The organism is Zhongshania aliphaticivorans, assembly GCF_001586255.1.
GTDB classification, from domain to species: Bacteria; Pseudomonadota; Gammaproteobacteria; order Pseudomonadales; family Spongiibacteraceae; genus Spongiibacter; species Spongiibacter aliphaticivorans.
The window spans coordinates 683,429-705,882 of record NZ_CP014544.1; the positions used below are offsets into that span (position 1 = coordinate 683,429).

Below are 22,454 nucleotides of genomic sequence, written 5' to 3' on the forward strand. Positions count from 1 at the left end.
GTATAAATTGGTGTTGTCGTTGATGGATATTCAATTTGGAGCAGCGCATAGCCATTCGGGGCTACCAGCCGCCGCCAAGCGATTTATGCTCTAGGTATTTGCGGACCTTCAGCGATTCGCCGTCCCGAATTGCTTGCCACGTTGTCCGGTCGTCGTAGTTCTTATTGTTTGTGTGTACATACTTACTTGGCTCATTTCTGGGAAATAGGACCTGCAGTAGCTGATAGATAACGAGGAGGTTGCTTAATGCTTCATCAGCGATATCAGCCAGAAATACCGCTATGTCTCCCTGAGGCACTTTCCATATGTTCAGTATGCGTTCCGCGAGGATAAGTGCGGCACTGCGTGGCAGCCCTAGTACAGCGTCATCAGGATCGTCTGCAAGATGTTCCGGTACCTTGATGTTGAGTAAGCGCATATCGCCTAGGGTGAGCAAAGCGATAAAATTGGTATCGTTTGTTTCATTGGTCATGAATATTTCCCCTTATCCCTACTGTGTTATTGGGCGGCGTGCCGTTCATCCTGTACGCCAAGCATTTGCTCAAATGCGGAACCGTCCTGTCTTGTCAGGTTGGGTATATACCTTGAGTACACTTTGAACAGCATTTCGGTGCTGGCGTGGCCAAGAAACCTTGCTACCCACTCTGGGTTTTCACCGGAAGCCAGTAATAGCGTCGCAGCGGTATGGCGAGTCTGATAAGGCCGCCGCATCTTCAGGCCTAGATGGCGGAGTAGGGGATACCAGACACGCTTAGTAATATTGTTGTGATCAAGGGGCTTGCCTTCGGTATTGCAGAATACATAAGGGCTGAGCTTGCCGGTTGCTTGATATTGAGCCTCTAGTGCGGCTTTAACTGGCCCTAGCATGGGGATGTCCCGCTGGCTGCCGTCAGTTTTGGTGTATTCGGTCTGGCCTTGAACCAGTGTCTCTCTGATAGCGATCAGTCCGCGCTTAAAATCGACGAACTCCCAGCGAAGTCCATCTATTTCGCCGGTACGCATACCCGAGTAAAAGCGCACCGCATAGTAATTGCGGTAATCCTCGCGTACCGATTCGATGATCCGATTAACCTCTATTAGGGAAAACGGCTCAACATGGCTGCGCTGGAGTTTGAGGGGCTTGATGTTCTTATAGGGGTTCTCAAAGGAATAGCGATCTGATGCCTCTTCCAAAATGCCTTTTAATAGCGCCATATGGGTATTGATGGTCTTGGCTGCAATCTGCTCTTTACCGCCACGACCGGGCTTCGATGCCAGTTTAGAGCGGAACTCAAGAATCTCGGCTTTGGTGATATCGGATAACACGCGCTTGCCGAAAAACTTGATCAGTGAATTTGAAAGCACCGATTCAATGTTGCGGGCATGAGATGCCCGCCACTCTATTTTTTTTTCGGTTTGCCATTGGCGTGCGAAGATTTCAAATAGCGGTGCCCTTGTTGAGCTCCTCGCGGGGATGTAGCTGTTTTGTACACGTACAAGCTGTGTTTGACTTGTATTGGCGCGGTTGGGATCTACCTCTAGAAATTTCTGAATGTTTTTGCTGCCAGGGAAAAACTCAGAATAGTTGAACTCCCCAAGCTTTATTCGGGCTTCTACTTTATCGAGAAGCGTCTGCACCTTTTTCCGGTTTTGGGCGCTGTCATGCAGCGCTGTGTGTTCCCGAAAGCGTGCTCCTTGATACGAAAAATCTAGAAGCAGCCTGCCTGTATCAGGCCGTACCCGAACCTTACCCATAGCACACACCTCCGTTCGCCATAGGGATTTCAATGTCATTGGGAGACTTCCGCGCTAACATCTCCTCTTCAACAGCTTCCCAGATGTAGAGGATTTTTCGCCGACCAAATGGCTTTATGTAGTGTTTACCCTCTAGCAATACACTGTCATTGAGTTGTTGCCGAATGGTGCGTACGTCATATTTGATACGCTCAGATAGTTCTTCGGTTGTAAGGTATGTCGTAGTCATGTACTTCTCCTTGGCTCATATATGATTCATTAGGTGCTCAAGTGAATCATATTGCGCTAAAAAGAATCAGTCAAGCGTTAGAATGCTCATTTATGATTAATTTGGTACACTGGGCGCATTATTGGGTGTGGCAAGGGTTGGCTTCAACGTGATTCGGATATTGTTTAAACAGCTTCTAGACGAAAAATCGTTTCGCGAGAAAAGGCGGATAACGGTGGGAGAGGTATCTGAGGTCACTGGTATTAGTCGAGCTACACTAACTCGTGTTGCTAATGTTCCCGGCTATAACACCAACACCGATACCATAAATGCGCTATGTGTTTATTTTGAGTGCGAACCGAAAGATTTACTGCGCTATGTCGAAGGGAGTTAAGCTCAGGATTAGGGCAAGTCACCAATATTAGGCGGAAACCTATATGCTTGCCGCTGTTGAATATATTGTGTCCGAAGTTGGTAAAAAACCGGCTGTCAAAAATACGTTGTTCGGTTCAGTGAAGGATTTTATTCAGCCTTAACCTTAACCGCTCAATCAGCGGTGTACGTTAGCGCGTCCAGAAACGTACCTGTGTTGCTGCTTCGAGTTGTTTGTATATCGGCACATTTCTAACTTCGCTTATCAATGGCAAGTGCACGCCATAGTATTTTATGAATATATACAATGGATGTATTTTCAATATTCTTTGCAGTTAAGTCCTGGCTACGATCATACGACCATTTCACTGAGCTAGAGCCATTCACTTTAATCCCCACAACACCTACTTTGTATAATATAAAAAGTATATTTTGCCTTAGCTGGGCCATATAGGCATTGGATGACGGATACCCAATTTTCATATATGAATGAGCAGATTTGACTGCGATATCTGCATTTGATTCAGGACATTCAGCTAGCTCAAGTATTAGAAGTTCAAGTTGATCGTCAGATATAGTCCCTGCTTTGAAGTTGCTGTTTCTACGATGCAAAACGTCAATATACTTATCAAGTAGTGGATGCTCAACAAACCATTCATACTTAAGCGATTCAATTCGGTCTACGGAATATGATTTTTCTGCAAGCTTTATAATTGATGCTGTTATTTCTGTTTTTCCCTGCGACTCAATTAAGCAAGCGTTTACAAACATTATTGCATCTCGCGGTCGAAGTAAGGTCCTATCTAATATGTAGTCGGCGGATGTTACCTTATCTATTTTATCTGGAAAAACATCACTAAAACCAACGCTCCCACTGGTGTATTTATATTTTAGAAGGTGGTTAACACGGCTATCAAGGACCCTCATCAACTGTTCTTTGGTCCAGCCTAGCTGAAGGAATAGGCTGTTATACTTTTCGCGCTGAAAACCTGCGTCTCTAGTTTTGTCTAATACTCGATCCAGAAGGTCGGTTCTTAGTGTGATGACAATTTTTACTGGCGTAATATTCCTGAATTTCTTTATTGTTTCAATGAGAGCTCTTATCAGCTTATAGCGAAGGCCATCTTCCACCCAGTTTTCATCAAGGCGATCTATTAAGATATATGTTTTCTTTTGCGGGTCAGTAAATATATCTTCTGCTAAGAGGTTTACTATTTTTGAAAGCTTTTCAATCTGGACGGAGCTAACAACTTTCTTGCCGTAATGTATTACTTCTGATTTTTGTTCCTCTGATAAAGCTGCCCCAGCTTCGCCTGAAAATGTGACACCAGGAACATTAGAGTCTATCGATGACTTTAAGCTTGCTTCTAGCTTGCCAGTAAACTCTTTAATACGTGTTTCCGTGTCTACCCAGAACTTATCTCCCCATTCCTCAATATAATTCAGGGCTTGTTGTTTTTTCTGTTTTCCTGAGAGGAGTGCAGTGATTGAATCAATGAAGTTTGTTTTTGCTTGGGCGCAATCGATGTTGTACTTATTTTTTATTAACTCGACCGAGAGAGTATGCTGCCACAACAGGCTATAGAATATGTCGAGATTAACTCCCAAATCTTCGAAGAAGTTTAAAATTGTTGAATTCGATATGTGTCTGAGAGCTAGCTCTTCCGGCTCAATTCTTATCACTCGATCACTATTCTTCTCTAGCTGTTCGATAAGGGCGCTTTTTCCGATTCCCGTTCGGCCCAAAATAATAGACTGTGGTGTGCTTGTATCCTCTAATATTTCGTAGTCACCAATATCCACAAAGCATTCTTCTAAGAAGCTTTTATCATTTTCTGCGTCGGCCTCACCAACAGACATGTGTTTTTTAAAGATGAAGTCCTGCTTGGCTATCTTGGTCATATTCCCTCATTGTGGCAAAAGTGATTTGCGGACGCATCTCTGCCAAAGATTCCATTCCCCTGATCATATCCCGTTTTTTATAAATTTCAACGAGTTAAATCAGTCCTGAATGTGTTAATGAAAATTGCTCACCTGTTAACACCGCTTTAATAGGAGAAAACAGGTAATGCCGGTGACTGGCTGCTATTGTGCCGCTGCAGTCTTCTGGCTTTAGTAACTTCGGTTGATTGCTGGATTGACGATGCTTGCTGGCAGGGCATCAAGCGCGCTTGTTTACTACGCCCACTCTTCGTCTCCCTCCGGGCCAATGAGTGCGAAAATACCATCGTCTCGAATGATGCGTTGAGCTTCATTTAATGTGTCAGAGTCGGTTTCAAATGTATCGTCCCAAACTGTCGAGTTATTGTATTCGTCAACTACCTCAAGGCACCATCGATGTTCTCCTTCGAGCTTGTATATTTCGACTCGAACGGCTTGGTTCTCGCTCGAGAGTTCTTGGGATAGAGGGGAGGTTACAACGATTGAGATATACTGCATTTATACAGGCCTTTGATGCGGTTGCCTTGAATGATGTTATTGGGAGGCGACCGCCAGTTTTCTATCCTGTGTGTTTTAGTGCAAGTTGATAGGTGGGCTGGGGAATTGGGCGCGCATTGATTGATCTTCAGTCTTTGCTGCTTTAGGCTATTTTATCACTGCTGTAATCGTGGCGTGGTGACCGAAGGTCATAGAGTCGTTTGCTTGGGGTGGGTCTAAATTCAAAAGTGTCACGGAAAACGTCACGGAGTGTCACGGGGGCTTAAAAGCAACAGACGAAAAAAAACGGCAAGCCAGTAAGTAACTGATTTGCCGTTCTTTAAAGTGGTAGCGGGGGCAGGCAACCGACACTGCTTGCTGTTTGACGCGCACGCCTTGAAATAGGCATATCTTATTGTTTTTTAATGAATATTACGCCAGCATCCTTTAAGATTTTTACGAAGCCCTTAACATTTTGAGCTCCTTTGGAGTCTTTAGTGAAAGAAAAAAGTACACGCTCACGAGCACGAGACAACGCTACGAAGAATACGTTCACATCATCGTCATTTCCCCAAAAAGCGTCGTCATTGAATTCGACAAAAATAACTGTGTGATACTCCAGTCCTTTACTCTTATGAATGGTCATCAAGCGGACAGATTCCGTACCCTCCATGTTAGATATACATTCAGACCAAGAAGGTGAACCATCACGACATTCGTCAAAATACTCCGCAAATCCGAGAATAGCCGAATTGAGGCGCTCGCCGCCCGCATACTCCCTATATGTTCTTTGAATTTCGCCGCGCTCGACATGATTTAACAAGATATCGACTATTTCCCTACCGGTAACCTCCGCTGGGCTTCTACCCCTGACTAGCTGCTCCAGATCATCTATTAAGCATCGAACAGCATACAATGTCTCGCTGTGCCCTTTTTCGCTATCTAGGTCGGCACCTCTTACTTCTGCAATAGCATTTCGGCAATCTTGAAATGGTTGGCCAGACCGAACATTTACCGCGAGTTTGAGCGAGGCAAGAAAAAATGTGTAAGCCTTTTCTTTCACCAAATCCTGAATGGCAATACCGCCAACAGCTCTTGCCTCATTCCTGATTTTCAAACCTTTACTTTGAAAGGCCACCTTAATGCGATCTTCGACATCATTTATCCGTAACCGCGCCAATACCACAAAATCTGCCGGAGCTAGGTCAGCGTTTTTCTGAAGCTCGTTAGCTATGAATGACGCTATATACTCCCCTTCATCTTGCCTTGTTTCAGACACCCAGCCTTCGACTGAATTTTCTGGAACAGGATCGTCTTGGCGAGCACATTCTGTCGGAATATAGTCGCCATCGAAAGTAGTCGCCAAATCATTGATCAAATTGACGATACGGGAGTTGGATCGAAAATTAAAAGGAAGACGCTCGTCCGATGCGCCGAAATCAGCCTCAAATAGATTAAATATATCTTCCCTAGCACCCGCCCATCTCATAATTGCCTGGTTAGAATCCCCAACAGCGGTAAGAACCGAGTCTGACCCGAGAAATGCCGTTTTTATCAATTCGTATTGTCGAGCTGTTACGTCTTGAAATTCGTCAAGAAACACGTGTGAGTAAGTCTTTCGCAAAGCAGATAAAATTTTAGGCTGAATTTGAAGAATTAAAACCGCCAACGCTTTTATCATATCGAAAGTCAGGCGAGACGGATTGGCATCAATATGTTGTCGCCACCATAACCACTGAATTTGTTGCTCCGGGGTTACCGCCTCTTCAAATTGGAAATCTGGAATTGATCTGTGAACAATTCTGTCAAGCTGACCCGAATTCTTGCTCCTAACTTCCGAGTAGTCACTTTCATTTTTTAATTTAAATTCCTCCCAAACATCTCGGTTTGGGAACTCTATAGTGTAGTCATGACTAGGGCGCCATTGATCGGGAAGTGATTCTAAAAATTGATCAACAAGCCTTTTAGCGAAAGCATCAAGGGTAAGGGATTCAAATCTCTTGGCCTGAATTGGGTCGCAACGGTGAGTTACTCTGTCCCCAAGATTTCTTGCTGCATCCACCTTAAAAGATATGGCAAGAATGCGTTGCGGTGGAGGACATAATCCCGTCATGAGCAAAAAGGTTGCTCGCTGTGCCAGTAATTCTGTTTTTCCTGCTCCCGGGCCAGCGAGCACCGACATTGGTTCCACGGCCTTAACGACCTCTAGGGCCCGGCCTTCAATTCGTATGCCCGGTGAAGGCTTCCAATCATCTGCCTTCAGGTAGGTCATTCTTCTTCCCCAGCACAGATGGATGATGGAGGCGCAAGAATGATCTTGGCCATTGCAATCAAGGCCTTTAATGGCTCGGGACAATTGGTTCTGATTGCCTCATCATCCAGTGCGGCCAAAGCTTTAAAATGTGAAGCTGGCTTTGACCGGGACTTGAACAGGTTTTTGTATGCAAAAAGCTCTTCAGTTGAAAACTGAGCACCGATACGGTTAAGCTCTGCATTTCCCAACCCACTGCTGCCAAAAACTGCTTCAGCTATTTTACTAGGGTCATCTTTTGTTGGGTCGAATGCTCTACTCGGCTTATAGGCTTCCGGAAAGGCTTGAACCATCATCATGTCAAGGTCTAGCCATGTGGAATAAAAGACCCATTGCGCCCGTAACCACTGAGTCCACGGTACAACATTTTCCGGAGTTAAAGCTTCGTTAGAAATGACAGCAGAAGGGTCTAGATCATATCCTGCATCGTTAAGCCATGTTGCGGCATTCTTTATCCTTCCCATGCCTGCATTGTGTCGCCCAAGATCAAAATCCAAAAGAGTTAAACAAGGTATATTGAGACCAACAACAAGTTTCCAAAGATGTTGAGCATGGCGACCACCTATTGGAACAAATGCTACAAATGAGGGGTCTAGTGATATGCCTAAAGCCTCTGCAATTCGAGGAATAACAATCCTTTCGCTATCACCTTCGCCAATTATCACAAGGCGGGCGAAATAAATTTCTGGATTTGCCAAGATAACTTGATGAAGGAAATTATCCTCTTCGCTTCCGCTAGTGGGCAATGGGATTTCTCGAACATCGGAAATAAGCGTTTGATTACAATTCCTGAAATACCTAACATTTCGCGGAGAAATACGCGCCATGACGCTTGTAGAGTGGCTAGTCACAAACGATTGGGCTGTGCCTGTTTTTATAAGGCTTTCTAAAAGCCCTATTAGTCTAGGGAGGTAAAACGGAGCAAGGTGGTTTTCAGGTTCTTCGAGGGCAAAAATTGTTAATGGCGCAGGTACAAAGTCAAGAGGTTTAAAGCCTTCAAGGCTAGCTGGCGCAGCAGCCTCCATCTTCCAAATTAAGTTGTGTAGCGTAGCAGACAGGGCAAAATACAATAACGAGACTTGACCTTCACTAAGCTCTTCAAGCTGACGGTTACCACCCCCAGGAGATTTTTCGAACCGTAATGTTAGATCGCGAATCAACTGTTCGAATTCGGTTGCCACAACACTGAAGAGTGGGTCTGCATCGTAATGACCATCATGTAGGGCACCCCAAAATGTTTTGAGGTCGTGGCTTGTTGTACCGATAGCTGTTACAGCGTTGAGACTGTTTTCAAGTTGTTTTGCAAATTCTTGTGATTGATTTTTGGTCTCTTCATTCCAGTCTGCAGAGCGCTCTATCCGTTTCAAGACATTCTTTAATGCATGACGGGTCACGCCCAAGGAATCCCTATGGGCTGGTATGTATACCAACTCGGCAAATTGAGTAGACTTACCACGCAGGGGTGTTTTCCGCTCATCGTCTGGACCAAAGGGAACTTCGTCCAGCGAGCGAACCGTATAGAGCTTGATCTCGATATCATCCTCGTAAGACTCTGATTTTAAATAATTTCCCTCAAGAACTAGCCGTACCTTTAAAGCCTGATCACTTGCATTGAAAAATATGTCGTTAAAAACGTGGGGAATAACATCAGGGCTAGAAAAACCAAATACGACGTCAATGATGATCTCGCGCTCAGCCACAGACTGACTATCTTCACCGACTCCAAAGTGTACGTCCGCTTTTCTTAACTGACGCTCACTCGATAGAGGTGAAAAAAGGCGTTTCAACGCTTCCAATGCTGATGATTTTCCGGCTCCATTATCACCAACGAAACCCGTTATGCCAGGCTGAAATTGAATCGTTGTTGCAACGTCTCCAAAGCATCTGAAATTTCTTAACGATAATGACTCTATATGCATTGTATTATCTGTCTCCTGCAAGCCCGGCGAGAGCTGCCTTTAAAACCTGAAAACACACCTTTGCCGTATGTTCATCCGGAGAGAACCCCGACATAAGCTGCTGATAAGGATGGATGTAGTTTCTAAAATCGCGTAATCCGTGGCTAAATTTTTTTACATCAACTTTCAAAAATCCGATTTCGCAAGCTACGTCGATTAAATGCGCAAGGCTCCAATCCTGTAATGGTCTAACTTTGCCTTCAGGGCTTTTCGGGCTAGACGATGCTCTGTTGAATTTTTCAGGATTGTTTTGTGCTACGCCCAACAGAACAGCTTCCAGTACGCTTCCGCACATAAATATTACAGAAAGATATGCATTAGCTGCTAAAGCTAAACGCGCCTCTTCTAGCCTTTTCTCTATAATTTTGGCTATTTGGTGTTCAACCGGAAGCTTGTGAAGGTTGGGGATTCTAAATTCCTGGTTTAAGAACGAATCTTCAGTTTGCTCCTTGTTATTTTCAGGAGTCCTACCGCCAATTCTTGCGACTATGAGCCTAGATTTTTCAAGTATGTTTTGTTCTATATCCGTCCCACTCAGTTCGCAATTAGCTTCGTATGATGCAAGCATTTCTTCCAAAACAGGAGCAACGATACTATCTGGCTCTAACTCCCAAAATGCTCTCATCTTTTTAGCCTTAGACGTACCATAGATTTGATAACGAGTGCTATGAATATCTATTTTATGGCGAGAAAAGAATTCTCCGTAGGTCGCATCGCTGTAATCCAGCACGTAACCTCCCCCCATTTGCAATATTCTCTCCAAGTATCGCTTATCAATATCTGTGAGGCTGCTCATCTTTTGACCTTCGAACCGCGCTTTATTAACTAACTCTCACAATCAGGACGCTCTTGACGCCAATCTGCTTGCTCTTTTAACTGTAAATACATACAGTATTCCGTAATGGCTAGCCAGCTTGTTCTTTTTACAGCTGGTTGACATTTTGGAATGATTATGTGACATTCAATCACATAAGTGTCCCTTTTTAAACCCGCTATTACCTGGAGTTCCAATATGTCTGAGATGAATGATCTTGAGCTTTTGAACAAAGTTGCCTCGATCTTCTCACAGCAGACCATCGCAGATGAAATCAATCACCCCAGAGAAGTAGTAAACCGCTGGCTCAAAGAACGTAACAAACAGCCCGATCAGGACTGGCTAACTTACGCTGAGCGCATTGCGCTTGAAAGCATGCTACCCAAGCCTTGCTCTGAGGACAGAGAGTTCACATTCATTGACCTGTTCGCAGGTATTGGTGGCATAAGATACGGTTTCGAGAAAGCTGGCGGAAAATGCGTCTTCACCAGTGAATACGACAAGTATGCCGTCAAGACATATCTTGCCAACTACCACTGTGACCACGATGTTCATGGTGACATAAAGGAAATCACCCAGCCGGAAGGAATGGATAAAAATCAGGCTTATGAATTCATCCAGGAGCGCATTCCTGATCACGATGTCCTGCTTGCCGGATTTCCTTGCCAGCCCTTTTCAATAGCCGGAGTATCCAAAAAAAACTCACTCGGACGGGCTCATGGCTTTGAGTGCGATACTCAGGGCACACTATTCTTTGATGTCGCACGCATAATTGATGCGAAGCGGCCTCTTGCCATCATGCTGGAAAATGTCAAAAACCTGAAAAGTCACGACAGGGGAAAGACCTTCAAGGTCATCATGAATACGCTCGACGAACTTGGTTACGATGTCATAGACCGAGAATACAACCAACTACAATCCGACCCCAAGATTATCAATGGCAAAAATTTCGTCCCTCAAAACAGGGAGCGCATAGTTATTGTTGCCTTCCGGCGTGACCTTGATGTCACAGATGGTCTGACACTAAAAGATGTCAAAAAATATTTCCCGAAAAAAGAGCCTGTTGTAGGCGACATTCTGGAAAACGAAGCCACCGTTGACGAGAAATACGTTCTCACTCCAAAGCTCTGGAACTACCTGAAAGGGTATGCTGAAAAGCACAAGAAGGCTGGTAATGGCTTCGGGTTTGGTAAGGTAACTGCAAGTGACCGGTCAACACGCACCCTGTCTGCCCGGTATTACAAAGACGGCTCCGAGGTCCTGGTTGATCGAGGACCGCGCAAAAGGCCGCGTCGCCTGACACCAAGAGAATGCGCCCGTCTCATGGGTTTTGACAAGAAAGGCGAAAGCAATTTCGTCATCCCGGTCTCGGACACTCAGGCATACAAGCAATTCGGCAATAGCGTTGTTGTACCCGTATTTGAGTCAGTCGCCTTACTTATGAAGCCGTACATTGCGAAAGCGCAGGAAAAGAGCAAAAAAGCCAAACGTAAAAAAGCGGCCTGATGACGGATGTTGTAAGCCCGAAAAAACGCTCGGAGATGATGTCGGGCATACGTGGAAAGAACACAAAACCCGAGCTTATCGTCAGACAGGAACTCCACAGACGCGGATTTCGCTACCGGCTGCACCATAAAGGCTTGCCTGGAAAGCCAGACCTGGTATTCCCGAAGTACAAAACCGTCATATTCGTGAATGGCTGCTTCTGGCACGGCCACAACTGCAAGCTATTTAAATGGCCAAAATCAAACCCCCAATTCTGGAAAGAGAAAATATCCGGAAACCAGGTTAGGGATGAAAAGCAAAGAAAAGCTCTTGAAGAAGGCGGCTGGCAGGTTATAACAGTCTGGGAGTGCTCACTAAAAGGCAAATCTCCACATGACATCATGGCTGAAATTGATAGTATCAGTGAGCGGCTAACACAAAACGGATAAGAAATGACCAGCACTCCAGGAACCTATGATACCGATACGGCCAAACATATCTCGCTGGATCAGCTTGTAGCTCTCTTTGCTGGAGTTGGGGCAACCAGCCTGTATGTAAAAAAGCTCGCGCCTAACGATAACAGCAAGAACCAGCCATACCTTGGCGCCCAACTCACTGACCTTGCTTTTATTCCTACCGGTGAACCTGTTCCCTCAGCCACCGCGTCCGGTAAAACAAGTGACCCGAAACGACAAATCAAGTATCAGGTGCCAGTCGATCTAGCCTGGATCGATGCTGACTCCAAAACTTATGAAGCGCCTCATGCCAAGCTGATTTATTACCCTCAATATCCCGAAGTCCGGTTTTCCGGCTTTCTGAAAGGCTCCCCTGTAAATGCCAGTGAATGGATGGATAGATACAGGAAAGGAACCAGTATTGGCCGATGGTTGATCCTTGGTGTTTCTGCTAGTAAGAAAGTCTATGCTTATTTGGCCACACCGGATTCTGCATTATCAAAAGAGCTTGATCATACGAACTTGCTGGATATCGGTAGCGTGTTTGGTCAGATAGATATTCGCCATACAGGTGTAACAGACACGCGATCTGCTCTTCTTCACAAGCTTCTCGAAATCCATAACATGGGATGGATTGCAGGGCAAAGGCTGAGCTCAGACGAGATCGCGATACCATATAAAGCCCCAAACGGCGGCGGATATACACTTGAATCCCTGCTCGGGATTGTTCCAAATGGTATATCGGAACCCGATTATCTTGGCTGGGAAGTGAAGCAGTTTGGAGTAACAGGCTTTCCCCAAAAAGGAGCAAAGCCGACAACGCTTATGACCCCTGAGCCCAATGGCGGGTACTACAAAGTACAAGGTGCTGCGGAGTTTGTCCGGGCATTCGGATATCCCGACAAATCCGGCATTCCCGACAGATTGAATTTTGGCGGCAGGCATATTGCCGGTGTCCTTTGCAGCGCTACAAATCTCGTCATGAATGTTGAAGGCTTTGACCACAATAATGGACGAATTACTGATGCGACTGGCGCAATTACCTTAAGGGATCAGGCCAATACAGTGGCCGCAAGCTGGAGTTTTTCCAAAATCATGGATCACTGGAAAAGAAAGCATTCTCAGGCCGTTTATGTTCCCTGCATCATGAGGCCATCAGGAACCGGTAGCCGGGAATACAGCTACGGAGATACAGTTGAATTGGGAACAGGCACCGATTTTGAAATGTTCCTGTCTGCCACGATGGACAAGGCGGTTTATTATGATCCCGGTATCAAGCTGGAAAATGCTTCCACTGACAAGGCAAAGCTGAAACTCCGCAGCCAGTTCAGAGTCAATCACAAGCATCTCCCTTCCCTTTACAGAAACCTAGAATATGTCCAGCTTGGTTCGTAGCCCCTATAGTCAGTCGTGATTTCTGGATCAGCTGCGCAAAAAAGAAGGCCGTCAAAACGGCAGATCATCAAGATCGATTTCTTCTCCGATCTCTTCTGGCAGGATTTTGATCGCACCTGGACAGCAAAAGCTGATCACTCGAAGAAAGTCACAGACCTCCTTCCAGAAGGCGAGCTCTTCATAGTCGTGGATTTCGCGGTAGAAGTTCTCGTAAGCCTCTGCCATGTACCAGCTCGGCTTACCGACAACAGTTTCCAGTTTTTCAAAGCACATCGCGGTGTCATAGACCTTGCGTGAAACGGCAGCGATAAAACCTTTGTTGCATTCGTCACACTGTTCATGAAAATGCTGAATGTCACCAAGAACGATGATCTCGGCGGTTTGATTGATTGCTGACTTAGTCATTTGGTATTTCCTCTATCTACCCCGATCCCGTCCACGGCGCGGTCTTCTTGAGCGGCGAGGCCGCGAACTGCGATTGTTGTCATGGCTTGGAGCGTTATCGTCATCGCCACCGGTATCGCCATCCTCCTGGTCAGCACCGGAGGCCTTATCGAACTCGGCCGTCAGGTTTGGAAGGTCCTTCTTACCTTCCGCTTCTGTCCGTGCCTTTTCTTGATTAGCGCCAGCGGCCTTTTCAAACTGCGCTGCGAGATCAGGTTTATCACGAGCGCCCCCTGTGCTTTCCTCGCGGCCACCTCGCACCTGCCCGGCTGCCTCGCGGAAATGCTCACGGATATTTAGTGCTTCACTACCTTCAAACTGTTTCTGAATATCGCGGCTTTGCTCACGCTTGAACTTGGCATCTAGGGCGGAAATCTCCCGCGCCTCAACCTTTGCCAGATTTTTCAGGCGGCGCTCAATATCGTGCTCTAGTGCTTGATGAACCCTTTGCTGTAGCCGCGTTTCCCGCTTATGGGCGTTGGATAGCGCTTCAAATTCTTTCGCCTGCCCGGCATGGCGCTTCTTGTCCTGATATTCGTGAAGCTTCTTCCGGGCAAATTCGACACCGCTTACCCGGCCAAGGAAGGCGGCCAGCCCTTGCGGATTGAACCGGGCGCGCTTATCGGCAATAGCCTGTTCTTCACTGGCTATTTTCTGCTCAAGGAATTTTCCTTCCGCATCCTGCTTCTGGATAAGGGCCGCCTTTTCCCTTGCGATACGTTCGGCCAGCTTTGGGCCTTCGGCTTCAAGCGGTTTACGGCGCTCGCGATGGGCTTGCTTGAGGTCTTCATATTTCTTGGCCCATTTCTCAAGATCGCTATGCTGTTTGAATTCCGCCCGCTGCTTCGCGGCAATATCACGGGCCTCATCCACGGTCGGTAGAAGTTCTGAGGGGTAATCGTATTTCAGGAAGGCGGCGACATCTCGCGCCCGCACCGACTTGTCATCGATCATGCGGGGGAGCGCACTGGTGTGACCATGAAGATCAACCACCACATAGGGCCGGTCACCTTGCGCGAGGATATAGCCCATATCGGCAAGGGCATTCACAAAACCTTTGGCGCTATCGGCCCTGCGCCAGGCTTGCGTGATTTCGGTCATCCGCTCTTCTTTGGTGCGGCCTGTCTGGTTTTGCTGGTGCTGCTCGTAGAGCGAATTCTGTTTGTTCTTTTCCTTTTGATCGGGCTCGTAGCCATCCGGCAAGATCAGATCATGATCGCGGGCAAATTCCCGCGTCACCTTCATGAGCTTTTCACGGTCAAAACTGAGCTGTACGGCTTTGCCTTGCTCGGCATCAATCCGTGACCAGACCACATGGGCGTGCTCTCGTCCTTCTTTTATATGGAAGACAACAGCACGAGGCTGATTTTTTAGCCCAAGCTTTTGTTCAACCCGGTCGATATAGTCCATATATTGATCGCGGCTCATCTGGCCGTTGACCTTGGTCCAGGGATTGATCGAAAGGCTGTAGAGGTATTTCTGGCATTTGGTGAGACAATGGGCTTGCAGCTCCCACTCGGCAAACGCGCCGTGAAGGTCGTGAGCGACTGCGCCCCGGATATGGGCGATTTCCACCTGTTCGTTATCCGCTTCGTTTTGCAGGTGGGTGGCCAGATCACCGCCCCCGCCGCGCTGGGAGGCAAAGGGAATCATGACTGCCTGCCCATGGCTTTAAAGCAGGCATTGCGGATAGCAATCAGCTCGAAGAGCGCTTCTTCCAGCTTTAAAGCGACATTTGCATCGCCTCCGGCAAGGAGCGTTATCTCGTGCAAATCGTCATGAAGGCGGGCCGTCTGAGCCAAAAGATGACCGATAACCTGCTTTTCGATGACAGGCTTTCTGGCGGCGCGTGCAGGTTCCTTACCGAAAATTGCCTGTGTGATAAAGGCATTTTTCGAGAGCCCTGACCGCTCGACCCGCAACCAAAATTCGGCTTCCAGCTCTACAGGCGGGCGGTAGGATATCGGTCCTTTGCGCTTTTGGTCATTTTGCTTTTCCATGCCTCCCAGCTTACTGAGGCTTTCATAAGCCGAGCCTCGCGGCGTCCTCGCGGCATCCAATCCTGCGCAAGGGTTGGTCCAGGGTTTTCAGGGGAGGCGAATTCCCCTGAATGCAGGTCAAGGCGGCACACGCCTTGTGGAGGGTTCCAAGGGGCGCACACTGCCCTTTGGTCGATGGGGCTGTAGGGGAGAGCGAAGTCTCCCCTGCTCGTGATGAAACGGCGAAACGTTTACCTCAGCCGGAGAGGTTCGATACCGGTCTGGCTGACACAATCCCTTGGTGCGTCGATTCCAAAAGGATCGACAAGCTTAGGGATTCCGAGGGGGTGTCAACGGGGGATGGGAAGTCCCCCTCCAAGGTGGGCGTGGTATTACCACGCACACCTTGTGTTCCATCTTAACGCCTTCCTCCTGCTCTCCTTCAAGTCTACGGAAGAGGTCGTTACCATAACCTTAACAAAACACCAAAAGCCGCAGTTTTTCTATGGTTTTCGGGTTTATCCGGGTCGATACGGATCGTTTCAGGTCGCCGCTTCCTTTGGGGAACCGGCAGGCCAGAACGGGCTGGTTCTGACTCTATCAGGATGTGAAAAAACGAGAAGCGGGAACGCTCTCGCGTCCCGCTTTAATTGTGGGTAAGAATTTGATCTTACAAAACAGGCCGCCAATCCGACAAATATCACAGTCATTCAACAGGGAAAATTATCAATGAAGAAAGAAAGGAGATCAGCCCGCCAACTAAAACGAACTGATCTCCGGATGAAGAGTAAGCTCGCCTACTACAACAAACTTACTTTTTCAGATATATAAGTATCTACGCCATCAGGCAAGAAATAATGTTGCTGTATGAAAGTCACAACGCTGTGACATAAATACAACACGACTTAATAAAAATACCTCGACGGTTCATTATTTAATAGAAACAACGTCATCTCCGATATAGAACAAGAAGGTCAGTATGCGAATCGTTTGCTGATTTTTAACAAAAAATATTTCATATGGAGATGAAAATGAAAAAACTACTTCTAGCTTCTGCTGCCATCGTTGGTATGACAGCAATCACATCACCTGCTCTTGCTGGCGATGGTATTAGCCTTGACATAGGTGGCCACCTTAAAGGTTACGTCACTTACATCGATCAAGATTCTCGTTTAAACAACGAAGAGCGCAGCTTTGATATTTTGCGCGAAACAGAAATCCACTTGAATGGTGAAACAACACTCGACAACGGTTTAACTGTCGGTGTTAATTTCGAAGCTGACGCTGATGGCGCTGACAGCTTTGAACTTGACGAGTCATACGCTTATTTGTCAGGATCATGGGGCCGTATAAATTTTGGTGAAGAAGACGGTGCAGCTTACCTTCTCCAAGTTGCTGCGCCTTCTGCTGACAGCAACTACGACGGCATTCGCCAATTTGTCACCCCAATTAATGTTACTCTTTCCAACTTGAATGACGGTAACAATGCAAACTTCATCACTGTACACAGCGGCGGAGAAGGTTTTGACTATGACAACGACCTTACAAGAAATGCAGAAAAACTAACTTACTTGTCACCTGTCATGAATGGCTTTCAGTTAGGTCTTTCTTACACGCCTGATGTTGCAGACACAAATGCCGCTATTGATGCACAGTTCGCGTCAAACACAAACACTATCGGTGGTGTTAACCAAGATGACGATGGTGGTTACGGTTCTGCTTGGGAAGGTGCTGTACGTTACGAAGGCCAGATGGATGAAATCGGTTACACAGTTGGTGCCGGTTACGCGAATGTAGACTTGGAAAATTCCGCAGCTGGTTTTGATGACTACAAAGAGTGGAACGCAGGCGTTGATCTTGACTGGTCAGCTTTCGGTCTTGGTGTTGTTTACACAGAAAACAACAATGGTCAAAGCGGAACACAAGATGAAAACGAAACATGGGTTGTCGGTGCTGACTATACGACTGGCCCTTACAAACTCGGTGCATCTTGGTTGAACAACGACAGCAACGTAGATGCGGCTACTCCAGTGGAGACCAACCGTCTGACAGGTGGTATAGTATATACTTATGGTCCTGGCATGACTTTCCGTGGTTCTGTGAGCTATATCGAAGCAGAACGTGAAGGCCAGACTGATGTTGACGCAACACATCTTCTTGTTGGTACTCAAATCAACTTCTAATCGAGTGTTGATCTAATAATTTTGAAAGGGCCGCTGCAAAGTGGCCCTTTCTTTTTGCGAGCGCGAGGACACCGCGAGGACCACCATTCCCGTGGCGCGTGATAATCCCTGCTATCGGAACTAGCAGGACAATATTTGAAATGACAAGCAAAGACAGTGATGTTCTTCTAGGCGATATTCCGCGTGGCGTATCAACCCGCTCGCTGAAGCAGCAGAGTGCCCCGCAAGCACGCTGGCAAACCAGTAGTTCTATACAGCAAAGCGCGGTGCTGGCCTATGACCCCGAAGCCCCTTGCGGAAAAATCCTCGTGGGCGCCATAGGCAATAAGCTTGTGGGAATTGAAGACAACCGCCATATATTGACCGTGGCTGGTAGCCGCGCCGGTAAATCTGTCGCAGTGATCGGTAATATGTGCTTTTACCCCGGCAGTATTTTGGCAACTGACCCGAAAGGCGAGCTTGCGAGCCTGACGGCGGCCCGGCGGGCGGCCATTGGACAAAAAGTCTATGTGCTTGATCCGTTCGAGCAAACAACCGGCTTCGCAGCCGAGCATCGGGCGAAATTTAATCCGATGGCTGCGCTAAGCCTGGAGAGTCCTACCATTATTGAAGATGCGGCCCTGATTGGGGACGCTATGGTTATTGCCGCAGGCAAAGACCCCCATTGGGATGAAAGTGCCCGCAATTTTATTGAGGGCGTCATTTTGCATGTAGCGACGGCAGCACAGTATGAAGGTGAGCGAAATTTGATCAACGTGCGCAGCCTGCTCCGACGTGCTATGGATTGGCATGGCGACGATGACAACGGTGACTTCGCGCTAAAAGCGGAGATGCTGGCAAACGCTGACTGGCTTGGGCAAGGTTGCGGCTATACCGATGTCGCCGACGCTATTGAGGGCGCTGCGCTCGATTTCTTTGATAAGGGCGAGAATGAGCGCGCTAGCGTTCTTTCCACCGTTCGCCGCCATACCAAGATACTGGAATATACGGCGATGCGTCGGGTACTTTCCGGCCATGATTTTGATCTCGCCGACCTGAAGCGGGAAGCTGGCGGCGTAACTATTTACCTTTGCCTTCCTGCCAGCCGCATGGGGCTATGCAACCGCTGGCTTCGTATCTTTATCAACCAGCTCCTCGATGCGATGGAGCGGGAAAAAACCACCCCAGAGAATCCGGTCCTTGTCGTGCTGGATGAATTTCCGGTACTGGGCCATATGAGCCAACTTGAAAACGCCGCTGGTCAGATTGCGTCTTTTGGCGTGAAGCTATGGGTAATCTTGCAGGACTGGGGGCAAGGAACCACCTTATATAAGGAAAGGTGGGAGAGCTTTGCCGCCAATGCCGGGATCATGCAATTTTTCGGGAACAACGATCTTGCCACTACAGAATATATTTCGAAGAGGCTTGGCAAAACTCAAATCAACGCCATTCGGGGTGGTGAGGTCGGCCAGGATCAGGCCCGCCAGGGAATGACCGGAAAATCGGAAACATTGGAGCTTCACGATCTCATGACCCCGGAAGAAGTCACGCGGTTCTTCGCTCGCTCGGATTGCAAGAAACGTCAGCTCGTGATCTGGGCAGGCTACCACCCGATGATTTTACAGCGGGTGGAGTATTTCGATAAATATGGGCCGTTCGCGGAGCTGTTTAGAGAGCTTCTACCCTAAGAGGTCTCACTTGCTTTTCCAAAAGAACTCGCCGTCTTCCGGCATCGAAGTGATAGAAGCTTCTATTTCTCCAACAAGGCCTATTCCTTTTGAAATTAGCTCCTCCACAGTATCTTTCGTCAGAGGGACCTGATTTCCGTCCTTGTCGTATCCTGCCCGATGGACACAGTGATGCCGTGTGGCTACTGCTTTGAATAACCAATCTATGTCGCCAAAATCTATGTCTAAAACCGAATTAAACATCGGCTTAACCTTAGCTAGATCATGAAAAATCAGGTCTCGAAGATATTGGCTTAAGTCATCCTTTAGTTGATCTCTTTTTGTAAATATTTCCTTTATCGTAAATTTGCGCTTAGCAAATTCTGGGTCACTCTCCACAAGCCGACGCATGTGCTCCTCAGTCGAAAGTGAGTTCTTTATAAATGTTGCCGATAAGTAGGCTTCGACGGATGCGACTATATGTGCATGAAGCATGACTAGCAGTTTTGTGGAAGATTGCCTACTGACTTGCGAATTTAGTATTTCGCGTGTTGCCTCGATACTTTCTTCAAACAGCTCGAATGGAGTTTTGCCGGAAACTATTAAATCATCATCGTAATCGTATTCTCGAAAGTCGTTATTGCCATATAGCTCATCATATTCGTCCGAAAAATCATCCCAGCCCTCAGTGAATTCGTCTGCTTCGTCGTCGTTAAGCTGCTCCCTGATCCATTCAGCTCTTGCTTCTTGATATTCATCTTCTAGCTGATCCATCCACAGCCGCTTAGCTTGCCCCATTAGATAGTCCTTTTATGAGCGTCATTATTGAATTTTCTTAAATAGTTGCGAAAAATACTCGTGTTAAAAACTAGATGATTCATTGTCTACGAGTCAACTTAATGCCCTGGGCCTTTGCCTGTTTACGCTCCTTATTTCCCAGTAGCCGCGCGGCGGCGGGATTATCACCAAATAGATAGGCCATTTCTGAAGCGAGCAGTCCGCGATTATCGCGTATAAGGAAATCGCATCGGCGGGATTCAATTAACACCTTAAGAACATCTTTTGCGTCGCGAGCGGCGGCAATGTGGAGAGCCGTATCACCTAGCCGTTCCCTTCTTTTGTTTATGTCATAACCGATGCGAATGTAGGCCAATACCGTTATGGCATCGCCACGCTCAACCGCAGCGAAAAATCGTCGGGCCAGTAATATCTCCATGCCGTTGCCACGGGCACTATCATCACCGGCCTGGTAACCACCAGTTGATACCATGCCCATTGGCTGAAGATCAGCGAGATGTTTTAGCCTGTAAGCTTCCTTGGTATCAGCGTCCAGTTGACTTTCGATCTCTGATACGCGCTTCGTGTTGGTATCGGAAGACAGGAGCCTGTCGGTAAAGTTTTGTCTATCACCGGAATCTGCCATATATCACCTCTTTACGCGGGCGTAGCGGTAAAGACTCTTCTCCAGGTTTTCCTGTGAAGGGTCTTTAAAGCTCGCTAAGGCGCGGGCATGTTCCACTTCCATTGGTGCGTGGAAAAACAGCAAGTTGAGTTCTAGGGCGCTACTTTCAACGTTCAACCCCAGCGAGCTATCAAGAAGCAGATAGTGCCGGTTCATACCGGTACTGACTTCCTTTAAGAAGAACATCATGTTTTCTTCTGGCGAGACGGCCAGCCAGCCGTCTAATCTCGTTTGAGATTTGTAATTGAGTGGCATATCGCCAATGGCAACATCAACCAGGCTGGGCTCTTCTCCTTTCAAATAACTGCGTTCGAGCAACCGAACAACAGCAATGCGATTGTCGAGTGGCTGGTCGATGGCCAGTTCCGAGCACCACACCTGGTCGCCGTCGTCGCGCCAGTTGTAATACCGGCCAGCTATGTTCGCAGGAATTCCGAGCTGCGTGTATTGCTGGTCTTGCTCAAGGTATTCGACCATCCGGTTCGCTGCTTGCAGCCCGAATGTCCTCTCTTTAAGTTCTTCTTCATTCAGGAGGTTTAAATCTTCTTCCTGGACGAACTTAAAAATCGCGTGGATGCGCTCGTTATTTTCACCTTCCGGTGTCGAATATTTTCGTGTGCCGTCCTTCTTTTTTACGCCCTCAACGAATTTGCGCAAACTTTCTTGAGGCACTTCGACATCACAATATTCAGCTATTGCTTCTGAGACGTCGATCCAGGTGTAAACATCGCCATCAAAATAACCGCCATAGCGATGATAGGCCCGTAGCGCATTACGCATTCGCAAAAGCTGCCAGTCTGTATATGCCATAGAGCATTAAATCCTGAGCACGATGAAGCTGCGAGGAAGCTTCGTAGTCCAAGGTTTTAACCTGTCCCTAACGTATTCAGGAGGCAGGATCATGAAGCAGATATCACCGTTTGACGGAGCTCCAAAAACCGAAATCGTAACCGATGATCAGGGCCGCCGCGCATTTATTGTCACTCCGCGCTATCTGACGCCCTGGCGTTTTAAGGTAGCGCGCTTCGCCGCCAATGTCACGGCCTGGGCCTTGATGTTCGCTCTCGTGTTTTTGGTTGATCGCACGGTGAGCGAACCCGGTTGGGAAGTTCTGGCGGCCATTGTTTCTCCTTGGGTCCTTTGGCAGTTGTGGTTTGTAGTCGCTCGTTTTATGTGCAGCCGCACGGCTCGCTTCGAGCTCACCGAAGACACTCTCAAGGTTGGCGGGCTGTTCGGGAGCCGCAAGTTCGACCGAACCATACCCAATAGCTTTGCCTTGCCCCCGCATAACAGCGCCATAGCGGAACAACGCAAACATGAGCTGATTGTCCGCCAAGAAGCCAGCAAAGGGCGCGTGATAGCCAAGATGCCCATCTATGCGAATTCGTGGCATCTCTCATTCGTTTACTTGGGGCAGCGCAACGACCTGCTGACCATTTACGGGCAGCAAGATGCGGAAGCACTTCTGTGCCGGTTACAAGCCTGTAACGAAGTGTTGAATCGTCAGGCAGGGCTCGCCGAAGGGCTGTCAATGAGCGCCGATGATGACTGGACCGATAGTCCGGGTGATGTCGGGTAGGACCAAGGAGG

General features: G+C 47.5%; 20 protein-coding genes. 7 read left to right on the forward strand and 13 right to left on the reverse strand.

Translation table 11 applies throughout. From position 1 onward, the window contains the following. Window positions 1-61 precede the first annotated feature (61 nt). From AZF00_RS02970 to AZF00_RS02980, 3 genes are read right to left on the reverse strand one after another with little or no spacing between them, the layout of a single operon-like run. Complete coding sequence (locus AZF00_RS02970) at window positions 62-472, reverse strand: hypothetical protein (RefSeq protein WP_008248015.1); 411 nt, start codon at window positions 470-472, stop codon at window positions 62-64. Between the two features lie 26 nt (window positions 473-498). Continuing rightward, complete coding sequence (locus AZF00_RS02975; RefSeq protein ID WP_008248013.1) at window positions 499-1,734, reverse strand: Arm DNA-binding domain-containing protein; 1,236 nt, start codon at window positions 1,732-1,734, stop codon at window positions 499-501. Continuing rightward, the gene (locus tag AZF00_RS02980; protein ID WP_008248011.1) at window positions 1,727-1,963 is read right to left on the reverse strand and encodes a hypothetical protein; all 237 of its coding nucleotides are present in this window, start codon (window positions 1,961-1,963) and stop codon (window positions 1,727-1,729) included. Before AZF00_RS02980 ends, AZF00_RS02975 begins: the two co-directional genes overlap by 8 nt. A gap of 148 nt (window positions 1,964-2,111) precedes the next feature. Here AZF00_RS02980 and AZF00_RS19775 point away from each other — a divergent pair, with 148 nt between their 5' ends. Beyond that, window positions 2,112-2,336 (forward strand): helix-turn-helix domain-containing protein, encoded by a 225-nt coding sequence (locus AZF00_RS19775; RefSeq protein ID WP_040802984.1) that lies wholly within the window; start codon window positions 2,112-2,114, stop codon window positions 2,334-2,336. Between the two features lie 230 nt (window positions 2,337-2,566). On the opposite strand, the gene AZF00_RS02990 is transcribed toward AZF00_RS19775, so the two are convergent. The 4 genes from AZF00_RS02990 to AZF00_RS03010 form a co-directional block, all read right to left on the reverse strand. Continuing rightward, the gene (locus AZF00_RS02990) at window positions 2,567-4,216 is read right to left on the reverse strand and encodes a P-loop ATPase, Sll1717 family (protein WP_062383104.1); all 1,650 of its coding nucleotides are present in this window, start codon (window positions 4,214-4,216) and stop codon (window positions 2,567-2,569) included. 928 nt (window positions 4,217-5,144) lie between these two features. After that, window positions 5,145-7,004: a UvrD-helicase domain-containing protein gene (locus tag AZF00_RS03000; RefSeq protein WP_062383106.1), complete on the reverse strand. Its 1,860-nt coding sequence runs from the start codon at window positions 7,002-7,004 to the stop codon at window positions 5,145-5,147. Next, the gene (locus tag AZF00_RS03005; RefSeq protein ID WP_062383111.1) at window positions 7,001-8,962 is read right to left on the reverse strand and encodes an ATP-dependent nuclease; all 1,962 of its coding nucleotides are present in this window, start codon (window positions 8,960-8,962) and stop codon (window positions 7,001-7,003) included. Before AZF00_RS03005 ends, AZF00_RS03000 begins: the two co-directional genes overlap by 4 nt. 4 nt (window positions 8,963-8,966) lie before the next feature. Continuing rightward, entirely contained in the window at window positions 8,967-9,797 is an 831-nt protein-coding gene (locus AZF00_RS03010) for a hypothetical protein (RefSeq protein WP_062383114.1), read from the reverse strand. 216 nt (window positions 9,798-10,013) lie between these two features. Here AZF00_RS03010 and dcm point away from each other — a divergent pair, with 216 nt between their 5' ends. From dcm to AZF00_RS03025, 3 genes are read left to right on the forward strand one after another with little or no spacing between them, the layout of a single operon-like run. Beyond that, complete coding sequence (gene dcm, locus AZF00_RS03015) at window positions 10,014-11,321, forward strand: DNA (cytosine-5-)-methyltransferase (protein ID WP_062383117.1); 1,308 nt, start codon at window positions 10,014-10,016, stop codon at window positions 11,319-11,321. Then, on the forward strand, window positions 11,321-11,749 hold the full coding sequence (locus tag AZF00_RS03020) for a very short patch repair endonuclease (RefSeq protein ID WP_062383120.1): 429 nt from the start codon (window positions 11,321-11,323) through the stop codon (window positions 11,747-11,749). Before dcm ends, AZF00_RS03020 begins: the two co-directional genes overlap by 1 nt. A 3-nt stretch (window positions 11,750-11,752) precedes the next feature. Next, a complete protein-coding gene (locus AZF00_RS03025; RefSeq protein WP_062383124.1) occupies window positions 11,753-13,150 on the forward strand; it encodes an MvaI/BcnI family restriction endonuclease in 1,398 nt (465 codons plus the stop codon). A gap of 51 nt (window positions 13,151-13,201) precedes the next feature. Here AZF00_RS03025 and AZF00_RS03030 read toward each other — a convergent pair whose 3' ends face one another. The 3 genes from AZF00_RS03030 to AZF00_RS03040 are packed head-to-tail and all read right to left on the reverse strand — an operon-like array spanning window position 13,202 to window position 15,594. Further along, window positions 13,202-13,555 carry a hypothetical protein gene (locus AZF00_RS03030; RefSeq protein ID WP_062383127.1) on the reverse strand — a complete coding sequence of 118 codons (354 nt, stop codon included), beginning with the start codon at window positions 13,553-13,555 and terminating at the stop codon, window positions 13,202-13,204. A gap of 12 nt (window positions 13,556-13,567) precedes the next feature. After that, a complete protein-coding gene (locus tag AZF00_RS03035; RefSeq protein ID WP_062383130.1) occupies window positions 13,568-15,247 on the reverse strand; it encodes a relaxase/mobilization nuclease domain-containing protein in 1,680 nt (559 codons plus the stop codon). Continuing rightward, a complete protein-coding gene (locus AZF00_RS03040; protein ID WP_062383132.1) occupies window positions 15,244-15,594 on the reverse strand; it encodes a hypothetical protein in 351 nt (116 codons plus the stop codon). The genes AZF00_RS03035 and AZF00_RS03040 overlap by 4 nt, the downstream gene beginning before the upstream one ends. Before the next feature lie 1,010 nt (window positions 15,595-16,604). On the opposite strand from AZF00_RS03040, the gene AZF00_RS03045 reads away from it, so the two are divergent. Both AZF00_RS03045 and AZF00_RS03050 read left to right on the forward strand, forming a co-directional pair. After that, window positions 16,605-17,756, forward strand: a complete 1,152-nt coding sequence (locus tag AZF00_RS03045; RefSeq protein WP_062383135.1) for a porin — start codon at window positions 16,605-16,607, stop codon at window positions 17,754-17,756. A 140-nt stretch (window positions 17,757-17,896) separates the two neighbouring features. After that, window positions 17,897-19,423 carry a type IV secretory system conjugative DNA transfer family protein gene (locus AZF00_RS03050; RefSeq protein WP_062383138.1) on the forward strand — a complete coding sequence of 509 codons (1,527 nt, stop codon included), beginning with the start codon at window positions 17,897-17,899 and terminating at the stop codon, window positions 19,421-19,423. Window positions 19,424-19,429: 6 nt separating this feature from the next. On the opposite strand, the gene AZF00_RS03055 is transcribed toward AZF00_RS03050, so the two are convergent. From AZF00_RS03055 to AZF00_RS03065, 3 genes are all read right to left on the reverse strand, one after another. Next, window positions 19,430-20,200, reverse strand: a complete 771-nt coding sequence (locus AZF00_RS03055; protein ID WP_062383140.1) for a hypothetical protein — start codon at window positions 20,198-20,200, stop codon at window positions 19,430-19,432. 79 nt (window positions 20,201-20,279) lie between these two features. After that, on the reverse strand, window positions 20,280-20,825 hold the full coding sequence (locus AZF00_RS03060; RefSeq protein WP_062383143.1) for an ankyrin repeat domain-containing protein: 546 nt from the start codon (window positions 20,823-20,825) through the stop codon (window positions 20,280-20,282). Between the two features lie 3 nt (window positions 20,826-20,828). Then, the gene (locus AZF00_RS03065; protein ID WP_062383146.1) at window positions 20,829-21,674 is read right to left on the reverse strand and encodes a hypothetical protein; all 846 of its coding nucleotides are present in this window, start codon (window positions 21,672-21,674) and stop codon (window positions 20,829-20,831) included. 91 nt (window positions 21,675-21,765) lie between these two features. Here AZF00_RS03065 and AZF00_RS03070 point away from each other — a divergent pair, with 91 nt between their 5' ends. Continuing rightward, a complete protein-coding gene (locus AZF00_RS03070) occupies window positions 21,766-22,443 on the forward strand; it encodes a hypothetical protein (protein ID WP_062383149.1) in 678 nt (225 codons plus the stop codon). The last annotated feature ends 11 nt before the right edge of the window (window positions 22,444-22,454 follow it).

Coding starts and splice junctions, on each gene's coding strand:
- AZF00_RS03035 (WP_062383130.1), bottom strand. CDS start 15,247: ATGATTCCCTTTGCCTCCCAGCGCGGCGGGGGCGGTGATCTGGCCACC.
- AZF00_RS02980 (WP_008248011.1), bottom strand. CDS start 1,963: ATGACTACGACATACCTTACAACCGAAGAACTATCTGAGCGTATCAAA.
- AZF00_RS03000 (WP_062383106.1), bottom strand. CDS start 7,004: ATGACCTACCTGAAGGCAGATGATTGGAAGCCTTCACCGGGCATACGA.
- AZF00_RS03025 (WP_062383124.1), top strand. CDS start 11,753: ATGACCAGCACTCCAGGAACCTATGATACCGATACGGCCAAACATATC.
- AZF00_RS03020 (WP_062383120.1), top strand. CDS start 11,321: ATGACGGATGTTGTAAGCCCGAAAAAACGCTCGGAGATGATGTCGGGC.
- AZF00_RS03070 (WP_062383149.1), top strand. CDS start 21,766: ATGAAGCAGATATCACCGTTTGACGGAGCTCCAAAAACCGAAATCGTA.
- AZF00_RS03010 (WP_062383114.1), bottom strand. CDS start 9,797: ATGAGCAGCCTCACAGATATTGATAAGCGATACTTGGAGAGAATATTG.
- AZF00_RS03065 (WP_062383146.1), bottom strand. CDS start 21,674: ATGGCATATACAGACTGGCAGCTTTTGCGAATGCGTAATGCGCTACGG.
- AZF00_RS03060 (WP_062383143.1), bottom strand. CDS start 20,825: ATGGCAGATTCCGGTGATAGACAAAACTTTACCGACAGGCTCCTGTCT.
- AZF00_RS02990 (WP_062383104.1), bottom strand. CDS start 4,216: ATGACCAAGATAGCCAAGCAGGACTTCATCTTTAAAAAACACATGTCT.
- AZF00_RS03005 (WP_062383111.1), bottom strand. CDS start 8,962: ATGCATATAGAGTCATTATCGTTAAGAAATTTCAGATGCTTTGGAGAC.
- AZF00_RS03030 (WP_062383127.1), bottom strand. CDS start 13,555: ATGACTAAGTCAGCAATCAATCAAACCGCCGAGATCATCGTTCTTGGT.
- AZF00_RS03040 (WP_062383132.1), bottom strand. CDS start 15,594: ATGGAAAAGCAAAATGACCAAAAGCGCAAAGGACCGATATCCTACCGC.
- AZF00_RS02975 (WP_008248013.1), bottom strand. CDS start 1,734: ATGGGTAAGGTTCGGGTACGGCCTGATACAGGCAGGCTGCTTCTAGAT.
- AZF00_RS03050 (WP_062383138.1), top strand. CDS start 17,897: ATGACAAGCAAAGACAGTGATGTTCTTCTAGGCGATATTCCGCGTGGC.
- AZF00_RS03055 (WP_062383140.1), bottom strand. CDS start 20,200: ATGGGGCAAGCTAAGCGGCTGTGGATGGATCAGCTAGAAGATGAATAT.
- AZF00_RS03045 (WP_062383135.1), top strand. CDS start 16,605: ATGAAAAAACTACTTCTAGCTTCTGCTGCCATCGTTGGTATGACAGCA.
- AZF00_RS02970 (WP_008248015.1), bottom strand. CDS start 472: ATGACCAATGAAACAAACGATACCAATTTTATCGCTTTGCTCACCCTA.
- dcm (WP_062383117.1), top strand. CDS start 10,014: ATGTCTGAGATGAATGATCTTGAGCTTTTGAACAAAGTTGCCTCGATC.